The following is a 13,058-nucleotide window of genomic DNA, read 5'->3' on the forward strand; positions in this document are numbered from 1 at the left end:
GCAAAGAGAACTTTACTGGTTTTAATTAATATTGTGAAACCTGTCAACCTATTTCAGGACGAAGCAAACAAACATTCTTTATAGACATGCTCTAACAAACCCGGCCCAAGTTTTTTATGAATTTCAATGGCAAGTCCGATTACAATATTTGAAATTTCGTTTTCTGTCATACAAAAAAAATATCAAATTTATAAATATTTTCCTATATTTAAAAACAGTGAGTATTAAACATAAAAGTTTTCATTGAAGACCTCTTCATTAAAGATAAAACTTTGTGAACTTCTAGCAAGGCTATCTGCTTCAAGAGAAACAACTTCTTTACTTTGCGAAAATCCTTTGCACTCTTTGCGTTAGAATAAGCTCACAAAATTTGCTTAAACACCACGTTCCAAAGAAAAACATATCCAACTTTGCGGTTAGAAAAAACATCACGACATTTGCAATTCAGAAAAAATTGAGAATGGCAAAAATACTTACGGGTGTTCAAAGTACTGGAACGCCGCATTTAGGAAATTTATTAGGAGCAATTATTCCAGCAATCGAATTATCAAATGATCCGACCAACGAATCTTTTTTGTTTATTGCTGATTTACATTCAATCACTCAGATTAAAGACGGAAAAACTTTAAGAGAAAACACCTACAGTACAGCGGCAGCATGGCTTGCTTGTGGTTTAAATCCAGATAAAGTGACGTTTTACAGACAATCAGATGTGGTGCAGACTACTGAATTGACTTGGTATTTAAGCTGTTTTTTTCCTTTTCAGAGATTGACTTTGGCACATTCTTTTAAAGATAAAGCCGATCGTTTGGATGATGTTAACGCCGGACTTTTCACTTATCCAATGTTAATGGCAGCAGATATTTTATTGTATGATGCTGAATTTGTTCCTGTTGGAAAAGATCAGTTACAGCATTTAGAAATTACACGTGATGTGGCTTCTCGTTTTAATCACCAAATGGGAGAAACATTTGTTCTTCCTGAAGCAAAAATTCAGGAAAACATCATGTTGATTCCAGGAACAAATGGAGGAAAAATGAGTAAGTCTGCCAATAACATTATCAATATTTTCTTGGATGATAAGACCTTACGCAAACAAGTAATGAGTATCGAAACAGATTCAACACCACTTGAAGATCCAAAAAATCCTGATACCTGCAACGCATTTGCAATCTATTCACTTTTGGCAAATGAAGAGCAAATCGCTCAGATGAGAGCTAATTATCTTGGTGGAAATTATGGTTACGGACATGCAAAACAAGCTCTATTCGAATTGATTACAGAAAAATTCAAAACGGAAAGAGAGAAATATAATTACTACATTAACAATCTTGAAGAAGTGGATGCCTTATTGAAAAAAGGAGCAGCAAAAGCTTCTGTGATTGCCGATGGTGTTTTGGTAAAAGTTAGAGAAGTTTTAGGGTTTTCGAAATAATTTTCTAACTCTTGATATATTTTAAAATCAAACGTTGATTGGTTCCAAAACTGATCAACGTTTTTTTTAATTCAACAATTTCATATAGGATTTTCTGCGTTAAATTGATTCGAAAAGTTTTCCAGGAAGTGGTCTTATTAAGCCTTTTAATTCCATATTTAAGAGAATTCCGGACATTTTGAAAATCGGAAAATCACATTCAATGGCAATAATATCAAGTAATTCCTTTCCGTTAACTTGGAGAAAATCATATACTTTTTGTTCTTCTGGTTCCAAGTCAACAAAAAGTAGTTTCTGGATTGGCTTTTGTTTTTCTTTAATATCCCAATTCAGCATATAAATCAAATCTGCGGCATTGGTTAATACGCTAGCTTTTTGAGTTTTAATCAAATTATTACAGCCTTGACTATATTTATCTGTTACTCTACCCGGCACTGCAAAAACATCACGATTGTATTCATTGGCCATGTTCGCTGTGATTAATGAACCTCCCTTATCTGCAGATTCAATTACAATCGTCGCTTCACTCATTCCAGCAACTATACGGTTTCGGCGTACAAACTTCTCTTTATCAGGATTTGAATCGCTCCAAAATTCTGTTATGAAACCACCATTCTCCTCCATCTTTGCCATATACTTTTTATGTGATTTTGGATAGATCTGATTTAATCCATGAGCCAAAACACCAATGGTCTGCAAATTATGATCTATAGCAGCTTGATGTGCAATGATATCTACGCCATAAGCAAATCCGCTTACGATTACAGGATCTAGTGGAGCTAAATCTTCAATCAATTTTCTGCAGAATTCTGTTCCGTAAGAGGTAATCTGTCTGGTACCAACAATGCTAATTATTTTCCTTTTTTTAAAGTCTAAATTTCCAGCCGTAAATATTAAAATGGGGCCGTCAAGACAATGCTTCAGTCTTTCAGGATAACTTTCGTCTTGAAAAAAAGAAGTTTGAATGGCATTATTTTTAATAAAAGACAATTCTTTTTCAGCTTTATCAAAAACGCTTCTATCCTTTAAGTTTTTCAATAAAACACTTCCAATTCCATCAACTGCTGCGAGTTGGTTATTTTTTGCCTTAAAAATAGATTCGGCATCACCAAAAGAATGCAATAACTTCTTTCCCATAATATCTCCTACTCCATCCACTTTTAGAAGTGCAAGCAAATAAAACAACTCTTGATCCTTCATCTTTTATAACATTATGTAAAATAGAATTTTTATTTTATCATTTTAAAAGCGCAAATATCCGTAAAACAAAGTAAATTCTTAATAAATTTAATAGTTAAATTTTAAAATCATTTCCGAAATTGCATAAACACTGACTTATATATTTGAAAATGAATTCTCTAAAAATAAAATTCAATTGTTAATAAAAATTGTGAATAAAATTTTGATAACTATAAGCGATGCATAACTTTGTGACTATGAAAATCGAAGTATACATCTCACAGTTATTGTATCGTTATCAGTGTGTAACGGTTCCAGGATTTGGTGCATTTTTAACCGAAAGTCATTCGGCGCAGCTTAATCCAAGCACTAATTCGTTTTTTCCTCCTAAAAAAACCGTTTCTTTCAACAGTCGTATCAAAAATAACGACGGATTGTTGGCAAATCATATCGCTCAAGCTGAAAAAACCTCTTATGGTTTTGCTGTCAGTGCAATTGCTTTTGAAGTTTTAAGCTGGAAAAAAACATTAGAAGAAAATGGCGTAATTCTTTTGAAGAATATCGGAGAACTGCGTTTAAACTCTGAAAGTAATATCGTTTTCACACCAAACGATCAAACCAATTATCAAGCAAATTCTTTTGGATTAAGTCCTTTTGTCTCTCCTATTGTGAAAAAAGAGATTTTCGAGAAAAAAATCGAAAAAATCGTTGCAAAAGAAAAAGATGCTGTTTTGTTATATGAAAATGACGAACAGGTAAAATCTTCAAATCCATTCTTGAAATATGCAGCGATAATTGTTCTTGGACTTGGAATTACGGGAAGCATTGGTTATCCTTTATATCAAAATCAGATTGACAACCAAACTCTTATGGTTGAAAAATCAGTTCAGAAAAAAGTGCAGAACAAAATACAAGAGGCCACTTTCTTTATCAAAAGTCCGCTTCCAGCAGTAACTCTTTCTGTAGATTCTGCTAAAGTTGAAACTGCTGAGCCAACCATGCCTTATCACATTATCGCTGGTGCTTTTAGAAGCGAAGCCAATGCAAGAAAAGCTTACAATCAACTGATTAAAGATGGTTTCAAAGCGAGAATGCTGAAAGAAAACAAACATGGATTATTTCCAGTTCTATACGGAAGCTACGCTACCATGCAAGAAGCTGAACAAGCGAAAAGAGAAATACAAAAAGGCGAAAATCCAGATGCTTGGATATTAGTCGAAAATCTATAAAACTATTGAAAATCCTATTCAGAAGAATAGGATTTTTTTTTGCTTTTCACTGATTGTAAACATACTACTAAAATTATATTTTTGAGTTTATTAAACTGTAACGATAGCAATTGAAGAAAAATCAACTTCATAAGAAATCTGAAATAAATTGTAAAAAGAAAATATACTTTTGCTAATTCATTTTCTTCCGTTTCACGTGGAAAACATTCATTGTTAAATCAATACGAACGAAATCGTATCAGATTCTTAAAAGGAAAAAATTCTATGAGTTATAAAGAAATAAAGCCAACAGGAATTTTAAGCAATTTTGTGCAGTCCTTCTGGTATTATGAAACTTCCGAAACAGCAGTAAACCACACTATTCTGCCTGATGGTTATTTTGATCTTATTGTTGAATTTGAAAACCAAGCCTTATCCAAAGTAAAACTGACTGGAATATGGACTACGCCAAAAAATATCCAAATACACAAGAATACTACCTTTTTTGCCATCAGATTTAAACTTCTAGCGCTCGAGTATTTTTTTAAAACAGAAATCAAATCTATTTTAGATACCACACAAAATTTACCTTTATCGTTCTGGAATATAGACTCTTTTACCTTTGATGAATTCGAAAAATTTACAACCGTCGTTTCTGAAAACCTGAACTCCGAAATCAGCAGATTTAATGCAATTGACAGTCGAAAACTTAAATTATTCGAATTTGTGTATCAACATCAGTTAAAAACAGTTTCAGAAATTTCTACTCAAATTTTCTGGAGTAGCCGGCAGATTAATCGCTATTTTAATTCACAGTTTGGAATTCCACTTAAAGAATTTCTGAAAATTGTTCGCTGCAATGCTACTTATCAAGAAATCTCAAATGGAAATCTCAAACCACAAAACGATTTCTTTGATCAGGCACATTTCATAAAAGAAATCAAAAAATACACTGGAGCTACACCAAAGGAACTTCACAAAAATAAAAACGACCGATTTTTACAATTATCAACACGGGAAGAAAAATAATTTTGAGGCTTAATTTCTAATTTCATTCAAATGAAAATAAGCAAACTATCTCCCAACTTTGAAGTAAGAGACATCAGAAAAAGTGTCGAATTCTACACGCAGCATTTTGGCTTTAAATTAATTATGGCGGTTCCCGAAAGTCAAGACGGCGTTGACAATGAGATTCATTCCAATAAAGAATATGTCTACGCTATGTTACAGCAAGATGCTGTCGAAATTATGCTTCAGCGCTCGGACACTTTTAAGACAGATGTTCCTTTTTCTGTGGGAATGAAGATTGGAGCGACGGTATCTTTTTACATGGAAGTCGAAGGCATACAAAATTTATATCAAAGCCTTAAAAATGAAAAACTTGAAATTACAAAGCTCAAAAAAACCTGGTACGGAATGCAGGAGTTTTACGTAAAAGACCTGGATGGCTACATCTTGGTTTTTGCTGAAAAAGCGGCATAAATAAAAAACACTTTCTCTATCAATTCAAGAGAAAGTGTTTTTTAAGTTTGGATTTTACTGTCTCACAATTTTTGCATCCTCAGACAAAATTTCTTTTCCAGATTGATGAACCGTTAGAATCGCAGGCGGTGAATCGGATTGGCCTAAAACAATGATGTAGCAATTGTATGTGAAGTTTCCCTTTTTAAATTCATAGTAATGATTTCCTCCAGTTCCATCGGCATGAAAAACTCCTTTTTCGATTATCAAATCTGGTTTTTCTGTCATTTTCTGTTTCACTGACCATGAAGCGTATCTGTAATTGTCATTTCCAAGATCATCGATTCTAATTCTGAATTTTGAAGTCTCCAAAATAGCAACAGGTTCTTTAAAATTTGAAAGTGAAGCATTTACTTCTTTTTTCTGCGCCGCAATCAATTCTTTTTTTAATTTCAGTTCTTCATCAGATTGGTGATTTATACTGCTAATTTTTCCATCGATATCAATCCACAAATCACCTCTGTTCAGCATAATTCCTCTCCAACCTACTTCTGACCAATCTTTTGCAGGATCTGATTTTGTTATTTTTTCAATCAAAACTTTATCAAAAATCTGGTTGTATCTTTTTATAAAATCTTGCTTATCCTTTACCAAAGGAATTGGGTATTCCCGTTTAAACGGAAACTTAAAACGTTTTGAAACTGCTTCTTTATCATTGTTTTTCACTTCCAAAATAAACTTCGAAATGAATTTCTGGTATTCGGGTTTCAAATCTTGTGCATTTACAAATGACGAACAAAAGATTAAAAACGTTAGAAAAAATTTATATGTTTTCATGTCAAAATTGATTTAATACCTTATAAAATAGAATTTTAAGAAACACAAACAATGTTTCACGTGGGACGTTCAAATAAAACTAATTAATGCTCGCTTTGAACATTTTTAATTCGTCCCAAGTAAACTCATCTCCATGTTTTTCTTTCAAACCGCTTAACGATTCTTCTTGATAAAACTGAAACGCTTCTCTTAGCGCTAAAATTTTATCGTACGGCAAAACATCTGTAATTTCAATCTTTTTGGCTTGAATCAGTCTGATCAAATGTCCTTCGATGGTTTGAACATTCAATTTACGCATTCTCGCAATATCTTCTATAGAATTTTTATCAATCCACAAATCGTACGTTTCTTCAACGGTCGTTTTTTTAGCCGTTTTAAGCTCACTTTTATCTGCTTTAGCTGATTTGTATCGAACAACAGGTTCTTCTGTCCTAAAAATGTCTGTATTTACCGTTTTCAGCTCTTCTCGGATTCTTTCCGCTTTGTTGATTTTATAATTTCGAATAACTGGCGATGATAGTTTTTCTTTAGAGATTGCTTCGCCCGAAACCACAACTTCAATCAGTAATTTGGCTTTCATCAATCGCAAAACGGCCTTTGTTTGGAGATCTTCCAAAAAGTTTAGTTCTTCATAAAATTCCTTGACTTTCTTAAACTTCTGAATTTCATTTATTTTATAAATCAAATCATCAACCAATTTGTCCATCGGTTTAAAAAAATAATCGTAGGCAGCTTCTACCCTTTCTTTCACAAAAAACAAATCAACTGTTTCTTTGATGAAAATTTTATTGAGCTGTGCAATGAATTTCTGCGAAGGGTCCAAAAGCTGCTCGATGATTTCCATTCGCTTATGCGCCCAGGCCGCGTGTTTCGATTTTTCTGATCCAGCAGCATTTTCGTTATAACTGAAACGATGATTTCGCCATTCTTGCGCCAATTCTCCCCAATTAAAACTGTTTATCAAATAGTTGTGAATAAAATTTTTGGTTTCAAAGTGAAGTGAACTCTTCAAAACTTCTTCCGTCGCTCTGTTCAAAGCGTAATCCATCACATCTTGATCGTTCGAAATACCATTCATCTGCATCGGAGAAAGCAAAATAAGCCCATTTAAGGAACGCAAACGCGAAAGTGCTACATAGGCCTGCCCGGGCAGAAAAACTTGCGACACATCAAGCGCAGCTTTGTCAAAAGTCAAACCTTGGCTTTTGTGCACTGTAATTGCCCACGCCAATTTGATTGGATAATGCGCAAAGGTTCCTAAAACCTCTTCCTCGATATCTTTGGTTTGTTCGTTGACTTTGTAACGGATATTCTTCCATTCGTACTTTTCTACTTCCAGTGTCATGTTCTCTTCTGGAAAGTGAACAAAAATTTCTTCATCCGAAAGCGATTTGATTACACCCATCTTTCCATTGAAATATCTCTTTTCAAAAGATAAGTCATTCTTAACGAACATAATCTGTGCTCCGACCTTCAATTTCAGTTCTTCTTCAACTGGGAAAATCTTCTCTGGAAAATCTCCCACTACAAAGGGCGTGTAAATGTATTCCTTTCCATCTAAATCGTTGATTGACTGATTATTAATAGAATCAGCTTTAGCATTATGCGTTGTAAGCGTTATATAACCTTTGTTTTCCTTGAAGTCAAAATCAGGCTTAACATACTGATTTAGAATGGCTATATCTTCTGGGGTAATCTGATTATTTCGAAGATTGTTCAAAACCGAGATAAAAGCATCATCGGTCTGACGATAGATTTTTGACAATTCAATATAAATCGGCGGATATGTTTGAAGAACATGGGAATGGAAAAAGAACTTTCCACGGTAATAATTTTTCAGCGTTCTCCACTCTTCATCGCGAATAACCGGAGGCAATTGCAGTAAATCTCCAATAAACAAAACCTGGACTCCTCCAAAAGGATGCGTGTTTCTTCGAACAGTCTGCATCATAAAATCGACAGCATCCAGCAAATCAGCACGCATCATACTAACTTCATCAATAACCAGCAATTCCATGTTTTTGATTACATTTCGCTTGACATTATTCATTTTGAAATGGCGTCGAAGTGATTCTTTGTTTTCGAACTTAACCGTATCGGTAAATTGTGCACTTGCTTCATAAGACGGAATAAACGCAGAAAACGGAAGCTGGAACATAGAGTGAATAGTTACTCCGCCTGCATTCAAAGCCGCAATTCCAGTTGGTGCAACAACCACAGTATTTTTGTGAGTGGTTGCAATGATTTCGCGCAAAAGTGTAGTTTTTCCTGTTCCCGCTTTACCCGTGAGGAAAATAGATTTTTGCGTCTGATTGATGAATTGTAAAGTATAAGCTGCCGCTTCTGAAACGTTTTGCATTGGGCTTGTATTAAAAACTAAAATTACCGCATTTTTATAAAAAGAAAAAACCTAAATCTTAGTGGATTTAGGTTTTTAGTAATTTAGTTAGTTTGGTAGTTTTTATTTTTTTGCTTCGCCTTCTTTTGCTTCAGTTGCTGGTTTTGCATCTGCTTTAGGAGAAGCTTTGTATTTTTCGTTCAATTCTTTGATAATCTCTTTTGTGATATCATATTTGTCTTCAGCATATAAAACAGTTGCAGCATCTCCTGTACCGTAGATGTAAGAGTAACCATTTTTCTTTCCGTAGTCTTTGATGAATTTTTTAACTCCACTAACAAGAGAATCCATTTCAACTCCACTTTCTTGCTGTAATTGTTGAGCCAATGCTTGTTGAGCATATCCTAATTGCTGCTCTCTTTTTTGTAATTCTGCACCTCTTTGCTGTGCCCAAGCTTGACCATTTGCTTGTGCCTGACTTTGGAAGCTAGCAGCATCTTGTTTAAAACGTGAAATTTCAGCTTGTAATTGTCTCCCTTTTTCTTCCGCTTGAGCTTTATACTTTGCCTCTAGATCTTTTGCCTCAGTGTACTCTTTCATCAAAACCGAAGTATCCACGTAAGCTGTTTTTACTTCCTTTACCTCTGCTGTTTTGTTACAAGAAACTGCGAAAACTGAAAGTGCGATAATAACTAATGCTTTTTTCATTTTTTTTAATTCTAATTTTTTTAAGTGATTGAAGACAAAAATATAAAAAAATCAATAGCATCAGCATAAACTTTAAAAAATGCGTAAATTTTATCATATTGTTTTTATTTATAGAAAGAAAAATAACTATAAATCAACACTATTATTATAAAATCGATGTTTTTTGATCTTTTTCTAATACCAAAAGCCATTTCATCCTTTTTGGAAAAAATAGCTTTTAGATATTTTTATTTATTTTTTAAAACGTAAATATGTGACGAATATTCTTTTGTTGCTTTAGCTTTCCAATTTGATTTTAATCCAACAAAAAAAGCTTTGATATAATTCATTTTTCCTGTTTTATATTTTTCTGATAAAAGGCTAACATAAAACGAATCAAACTTCATTGGAAGTATTTTTTCCAATTTCATATCTACTTTTTCAAAAAGCAACTGAATTGATTTTTTAGAGAAATGCCAAAAATGAATTGGCACATCATAAGCAGCCCAAAAAGTTTTATAATGATTGGCATCAAACGATTTGTAATTTGGAACCGCAACAATTAATGTTCCAGTTGGTTTTAACAAACGCTTCAATTCTTGAATCTGATGTTCTAAATCTGGAACATGTTCCAAAACATGCCACATCGTAATTACATCCAAAGAATTATTTTCTAAAGAGCTAATTTCTTCAACAAAAGAAATTCCTTTTTGTTTGGCACTATTTTTTGCTCTTTCACTTGGTTCAACTCCAATGGTATCCCAACCGTTGTTTTTTGCTGTTAATAGAAAATCTCCAGTTCCAGCTCCAATATCCAGTAATTTACCTTTTTGTGGTTGTTCGCTATTAATTAAATTCAATTTATTCTGAAGTGCTATATTTTTCACAAAGTGATAAGCTTTTTCAAATAAGGAACGTTTGTTGTCTGTATGCGAAATATAATCTTCACTTTCGTAATACTTTCCTAAATTTTGAAGTTCAGGTTGTGGCGAAGTAATCAGCATATCTAATTCTTCATCATAATACAAATCGAAAATTTCTTTTGAAACAGAATGGTCTTTTACCGTAAGAAAGTGTTTTTTGTTTAAAACGTCCATTTTTAAAATTATAGATATTTGGGTTTAATTTATAGCAAATCCTAAAAACGAAATTTCATCATTTTTAGGATTTTTAGTTTTTGTTATTTGTTATTTTTCCAATTAATCTTCACAGCCGATATCTTTTCATTTTCTAATCTGATATCATCCAAAACAGCAAAACCATTTCGAACATAAAATTCCAATGGTGATTTGTATTTTTTATTATTTCGTTTCATATCATTTTCATGATCGATTACCCAGCCATTCAAATTTTGATTATTCTTTTTTATTTCTTCTAATAAAATTCTGCCATATCCTTTTCCTTGAAATTCATAATTCAACATTATTGCAAACCAAACTTCACTATCGCGAAAGAAGGTATAAGCCCAACCTTGAATCTCATTCTCCGAATCAAGTAAAAGATAATTATCCATTTCTGAAATCGAATTTAGATAAACATCAAATTTCTGAAAGGTTTCGTGACCAAACTGAATTGGATATTCATTATTTCGAAGTTGCCACAAAGTTTCTTTTTCCTTTTCTAAAAAACTATTTTGATGTACAACTTTCATTTTTTGATCTTTTTTTATTAAAACGTTTCACGTGGAACATTTGTGTAGTGATCAGTGTTCAGTTTTTTAGTTGACAATTATACTGAACACTTTAAAACTGAACACTGATCACTACAAATCTATCTTCCCATATAAATTAAAAGCACGGAAATATCACTTGGTGATACTCCGCTTATTCTTGAAGCTTGAGAAATGGTTACAGGACGAATCTTGCTTAATTTTTGTTTTGCTTCAATCGACATTGATTTGATTTTGTTATAATCGAAATTGTCTGGAATTTTTACTTCTTCCAAACGATTTAATTTATCTGCATTATTTCGTTCCTTTTCGATATAACCCGAATATTTTACTTGAATTACCGCTTGTTCTACAATTTCTTCATCCAATTTATTTTCCTCGATGTAAGCAGAAACTTTTTCAAACTTCAACATATCTTCTAGTTCAATCTGCGGACGAGAAAAAATCTTAAACATTTTATCTCCCTGCGAAATTGGTGCAGATTCTTTTGCTTCCAAAATCGGATTTGTTTCTCCAATCGTTACACTAGTTTCTTTAAAGAACTGAACCATCTTTTCAGATTCATTTAATTTCTTTTCCATTCTTCGTAGACGATCTTCAGAAGCTAAACCAATTTCGTATGACATTGGCGTCAATCTGAAATCGGCATTATCTTGTCGCAACAAAGTTCTATACTCGGCTCTTGATGTAAACATACGATAAGGTTCTTCTGTTCCTTTCGTAATCAAGTCATCAATTAGAACTCCAATGTACGCTTCATCACGTTTTAAAATTAATGGCTCTTTTTCGTGCACTTTTAAATGCGCATTGATTCCGGCCATCAAACCTTGAGAAGCTGCTTCTTCATATCCTGTTGTTCCGTTAATCTGTCCAGCGAAATATAAACCTTCAACCAGTTTAGTTTCCAAAGTATGTTTCAATTGCGTTGGCGGAAAGAAATCATATTCGATAGCATAACCAGGTCTAAAGAATTTCACTTTCTCAAAACCAGCAACAGAACTCAAAGCTTTAAATTGAATATCTTCTGGAAGTGAAGTTGAAAATCCGTTTACATAAACTTCACAAGTATTCCATCCTTCAGGCTCCACAAATAATTGGTGACGTTCTTTATCAGCAAAACGATTAATCTTATCTTCAATCGACGGACAATATCTTGGTCCTAAACTTTTGATTCTTCCGTTAAACATTGGAGAACGATCAAAACCTTCTCTCAAAATGTCGTGAACATCCAAAGAAGTATACGTCATGTGACAGGAACGCTGATGAACTAATGGAGTCGTCACATCTGAATAAGAAAATTTAGCTGGCTTTGCATCTCCCTTCTCTTCATTCATTTTAGAATAATCCAAAGAACGTCCATCTACTCGAGGTGGTGTTCCTGTTTTCATTCTTCCTGCTTCAAAACCTGCTTTGATCAAATCTTCAGTAATTCCGGTTGCAGCACTTTCGCCTGCTCTTCCTCCACCAAATTGTTTTTCTCCGATATGAATTAAACCATTCAAAAAAGTACCATTTGTCAAAACAACAGATTTGGAACGAATCTCTACACCAAGTGAAGTTCTAATTCCTTTTATTTTTCCATTTTCAATTATCAACCCTTTTACCATCTCTTGATAAAAATCAAGATTTGGAGTTGCCTCCAACATCATTCTCCATTCTTCGGCAAAACGCATTCTGTCACTTTGAACTCTTGGCGACCACATTGCTGGTCCTTTTGATTTATTCAGCATTTTGAACTGGATCGCAGTTTTATCTGAAACGATTCCTGAATATCCACCAAGTGCATCAATTTCACGAACGATCTGTCCTTTTGCAATTCCACCCATCGCAGGATTACAAGACATCTGTGCTATGTTTTGCAAACTCATTGTAACCAATAAGGTTTTCGATCCCAAATTTGCAGCCGCAGCCGCAGCTTCAGATCCAGCATGGCCAGCACCAACCACAATAACATCGTATTCTTCTAAAAACATTTTGTTTTATTATTCTCCAAAAACCGCTAATGCGGTTTCTAGAATTACATTTATATTTTTCTTGTTCCACGTGGAACTTTTATTTTTGTTTCAGGTTTCAGGTTTCAAGTTCAAACTAAAATCTGTAAACTGATATCTTGAAATTCAGAAAACAAATAAAAACGTTTCACGTGGAACATCTTTTTATTTTCTTCAAACAGAACTTCCAAACAGAACTTCCAAACAGAACTTCCAAACAGAACTTCCAAACAGAACTTCCAAACAGAACTTC

12 protein-coding genes are annotated in these 13,058 nt (G+C 33.5%); 4 read left to right on the top strand and 8 right to left on the bottom strand.

The window, feature by feature from the left end:
- Positions 1 to 53: 53 nt before the first annotated feature.
- On the bottom strand, positions 54 to 170 hold the full coding sequence (locus tag GSY47_RS18590; protein WP_379786826.1) for a GxxExxY protein: 117 nt from the start codon (positions 168 to 170) through the stop codon (positions 54 to 56).
- Positions 171 to 460: 290 nt separating this feature from the next.
- On the opposite strand from GSY47_RS18590, the gene trpS reads away from it, so the two are divergent.
- Positions 461 to 1,435: a tryptophan--tRNA ligase gene (trpS, locus tag GSY47_RS18595; protein WP_179003078.1), complete on the top strand. Its 975-nt coding sequence runs from the start codon at positions 461 to 463 to the stop codon at positions 1,433 to 1,435.
- 99 nt (positions 1,436 to 1,534) lie between these two features.
- Here the strand turns inward: trpS and dprA are convergent, their stop codons facing one another.
- Positions 1,535 to 2,635, bottom strand: coding sequence for a DNA-processing protein DprA (gene dprA, locus GSY47_RS18600; protein WP_179003077.1), 1,101 nt, complete (start codon positions 2,633 to 2,635; stop codon positions 1,535 to 1,537).
- 236 nt (positions 2,636 to 2,871) lie between these two features.
- On the opposite strand from dprA, the gene GSY47_RS18605 reads away from it, so the two are divergent.
- The 3 genes from GSY47_RS18605 (at position 2,872) to GSY47_RS18615 (ending at position 5,304) form a co-directional block, all read left to right on the top strand.
- A complete protein-coding gene (locus GSY47_RS18605; RefSeq protein ID WP_179003076.1) occupies positions 2,872 to 3,843 on the top strand; it encodes an HU domain-containing protein in 972 nt (323 codons plus the stop codon).
- 264 nt (positions 3,844 to 4,107) lie between these two features.
- Positions 4,108 to 4,851, top strand: coding sequence for a helix-turn-helix domain-containing protein (locus GSY47_RS18610; protein ID WP_179003075.1), 744 nt, complete (start codon positions 4,108 to 4,110; stop codon positions 4,849 to 4,851).
- Between the two features lie 30 nt (positions 4,852 to 4,881).
- A complete protein-coding gene (locus GSY47_RS18615; protein WP_179003074.1) occupies positions 4,882 to 5,304 on the top strand; it encodes a VOC family protein in 423 nt (140 codons plus the stop codon).
- Between the two features lie 54 nt (positions 5,305 to 5,358).
- Here GSY47_RS18615 and GSY47_RS18620 read toward each other — a convergent pair whose 3' ends face one another.
- The 6 genes from GSY47_RS18620 to mnmG form a co-directional block, all read right to left on the bottom strand.
- On the bottom strand, positions 5,359 to 6,120 hold the full coding sequence (locus GSY47_RS18620; protein ID WP_179003073.1) for a hypothetical protein: 762 nt from the start codon (positions 6,118 to 6,120) through the stop codon (positions 5,359 to 5,361).
- Between the two features lie 79 nt (positions 6,121 to 6,199).
- Positions 6,200 to 8,479, bottom strand: coding sequence for a helix-turn-helix domain-containing protein (locus GSY47_RS18625; RefSeq protein WP_179003072.1), 2,280 nt, complete (start codon positions 8,477 to 8,479; stop codon positions 6,200 to 6,202).
- 102 nt (positions 8,480 to 8,581) lie between these two features.
- Positions 8,582 to 9,166 carry an OmpH family outer membrane protein gene (locus GSY47_RS18630; RefSeq protein WP_179003071.1) on the bottom strand — a complete coding sequence of 195 codons (585 nt, stop codon included), beginning with the start codon at positions 9,164 to 9,166 and terminating at the stop codon, positions 8,582 to 8,584.
- Between the two features lie 227 nt (positions 9,167 to 9,393).
- The gene (locus GSY47_RS18635) at positions 9,394 to 10,242 is read right to left on the bottom strand and encodes a class I SAM-dependent methyltransferase (protein ID WP_179003070.1); all 849 of its coding nucleotides are present in this window, start codon (positions 10,240 to 10,242) and stop codon (positions 9,394 to 9,396) included.
- Between the two features lie 83 nt (positions 10,243 to 10,325).
- Positions 10,326 to 10,796, bottom strand: a complete 471-nt coding sequence (locus GSY47_RS18640) for a GNAT family N-acetyltransferase (RefSeq protein WP_179003069.1) — start codon at positions 10,794 to 10,796, stop codon at positions 10,326 to 10,328.
- A 119-nt stretch (positions 10,797 to 10,915) separates the two neighbouring features.
- Positions 10,916 to 12,787 carry a tRNA uridine-5-carboxymethylaminomethyl(34) synthesis enzyme MnmG gene (gene mnmG, locus GSY47_RS18645; RefSeq protein WP_179003068.1) on the bottom strand — a complete coding sequence of 624 codons (1,872 nt, stop codon included), beginning with the start codon at positions 12,785 to 12,787 and terminating at the stop codon, positions 10,916 to 10,918.
- Between the last annotated feature and the right edge of the window lie 271 nt (positions 12,788 to 13,058).

Source organism: Flavobacterium quisquiliarum (assembly GCF_019308285.1).
GTDB classification, from domain to species: Bacteria; Bacteroidota; Bacteroidia; order Flavobacteriales; family Flavobacteriaceae; genus Flavobacterium; species Flavobacterium quisquiliarum.

Excerpts from the sequence above, each read along its gene's own strand:
- trpS (WP_179003078.1), top strand. The coding sequence starts at position 461 with ATGGCAAAAATACTTACGGGTGTTCAAAGTACTGGAACGCCGCATTTA.
- dprA (WP_179003077.1), bottom strand. The coding sequence starts at position 2,635 with ATGAAGGATCAAGAGTTGTTTTATTTGCTTGCACTTCTAAAAGTGGAT.
- GSY47_RS18590 (WP_379786826.1), bottom strand. The coding sequence starts at position 170 with ATGACAGAAAACGAAATTTCAAATATTGTAATCGGACTTGCCATTGAA.
- GSY47_RS18605 (WP_179003076.1), top strand. The coding sequence starts at position 2,872 with ATGAAAATCGAAGTATACATCTCACAGTTATTGTATCGTTATCAGTGT.
- GSY47_RS18635 (WP_179003070.1), bottom strand. The coding sequence starts at position 10,242 with ATGGACGTTTTAAACAAAAAACACTTTCTTACGGTAAAAGACCATTCT.
- GSY47_RS18620 (WP_179003073.1), bottom strand. The coding sequence starts at position 6,120 with ATGAAAACATATAAATTTTTTCTAACGTTTTTAATCTTTTGTTCGTCA.
- GSY47_RS18625 (WP_179003072.1), bottom strand. The coding sequence starts at position 8,479 with ATGCAAAACGTTTCAGAAGCGGCAGCTTATACTTTACAATTCATCAAT.
- GSY47_RS18630 (WP_179003071.1), bottom strand. The coding sequence starts at position 9,166 with ATGAAAAAAGCATTAGTTATTATCGCACTTTCAGTTTTCGCAGTTTCT.
- mnmG (WP_179003068.1), bottom strand. The coding sequence starts at position 12,787 with ATGTTTTTAGAAGAATACGATGTTATTGTGGTTGGTGCTGGCCATGCT.
- GSY47_RS18610 (WP_179003075.1), top strand. The coding sequence starts at position 4,108 with ATGAGTTATAAAGAAATAAAGCCAACAGGAATTTTAAGCAATTTTGTG.
- GSY47_RS18640 (WP_179003069.1), bottom strand. The coding sequence starts at position 10,796 with ATGAAAGTTGTACATCAAAATAGTTTTTTAGAAAAGGAAAAAGAAACT.
- GSY47_RS18615 (WP_179003074.1), top strand. The coding sequence starts at position 4,882 with ATGAAAATAAGCAAACTATCTCCCAACTTTGAAGTAAGAGACATCAGA.